Source organism: Streptomyces sp. NPDC002690, from assembly GCF_053592415.1.
This window is the reverse complement of record NZ_JBSFVR010000746.1, coordinates 1-1233: the sequence shown is the minus strand read 5'-3', so window position 1 is coordinate 1233 and position 1233 is coordinate 1. Positions and strand designations below refer to the sequence as shown.

Genomic DNA, 1233 nt, shown 5'->3' with positions numbered 1-1233 from the left:
CGCCGCCCAACACCTGGGGCAAGATCACCGGAACGGTGCTCGGCAAGTCGTCCACCGGCGTCACGGCTCCCCTCAAGGGAGCAACCGTCCAGGTCCCCGGCAGCCAATTGGATATGTACGTGGTGATGCTGCCCTGCGCGAACGCCGGCGCGGCTCCCAGTACCCCAATGGCCACGGCGCTCGTCGCGACAGCGGCTATCCGAGACGTACGCATAGATCCATCCCCCTCATCGCACCCGGGCCGTCAGCCAGGGGCGTATCGAAGCGTTCGTGAATTCGCACCGTGACCGTAGGACACCCCAGCACTCCCCCACGGGTATTTGTTCGACCCCATGACGGTTGGCGGACACATGTTCCGTGATGGAATCCGGAGTGAATGCAAACACGTTCCTGAACGACGGGCCGGACGTCTGCCCCCCCTCCCGCCCTTCCGCTTGTCGGTGAGCATCTCGCCTCACGGATGCGCGAACACGTATCTGCGAACGCAGAACCTTTCCTCCGAGAGTCCGCACAGACCTGGAGTGACATTCCGCCTCACCCCCCCCTCACGAAACAAGGCCCCCTTCAACACCAGAGCAGACGATCATCCTCCGAACTCGCCAGGCGCCTCACCGGGTGCAAGCCGTCACCTCACAGTAGGAAATTGGGGGTCAGATTGGACCCGGAGGTTGCCCGAAAACCGATCAGCTGTTGGCGCGGAACCATAGACAGTGTCCTGGTCAAGGGCCGGACAGTATGTATTGGACCGGTTCGCGGGGACATGCGCGCTCGTACTCACACTGGGCGCCCTGGTCACCGGGTACCTCGTGCTTCTCGCCTACGCAGTCGAACCCGACGGCTCCTGGGACCACCAGGCCGTCACCAACTCCAAGGTCGCCGCCGGTCTCGCACTGCTCTCCTCCGCCGTGCTGGTCCTACTGACATGGGCCACCATCAAAACCGGCTGGCTCCGCACATGGTGGTACGCACTCCCCGCCGCATGCGCCATCGCCGCCGCCCTGCGCCTCACCCTGCTCGCTCCCAACCTCTGAGCACGCCGAGCCGAAGCAGCCGGCTCCGCTGAACCAGCGGCCAACCCTTGGGGCAGCCCCCCTGCAGCCGCCGCGCCGGGGATCGCCCGCACCCTCGCGCACTTCGTCAGCCCCCCATGCTCCGGCTTGATCGTGAAGTCCGCGGTCGGCGCGTGCATGTCGTCACCGAGGATCAGCCCGCGGAAGGCACCCCAGACGATCA

2 protein-coding genes are annotated in these 1233 nt (G+C 65.6%); both read left to right on the top strand.

What is annotated here, in order from left to right; translation table 11 throughout:
- Nucleotides 1-287: hypothetical protein (locus ACWD3D_RS37250; protein ID WP_451465052.1), on the top strand; the 287-nt coding region annotated here is incomplete at its 5' end.
- A gap of 453 nt (nucleotides 288-740) precedes the next feature.
- Nucleotides 741-1031: a hypothetical protein gene (locus ACWD3D_RS37245; RefSeq protein ID WP_451465051.1), complete on the top strand. Its 291-nt coding sequence runs from the start codon at nucleotides 741-743 to the stop codon at nucleotides 1029-1031.
- Nucleotides 1032-1233 lie beyond the last annotated feature (202 nt).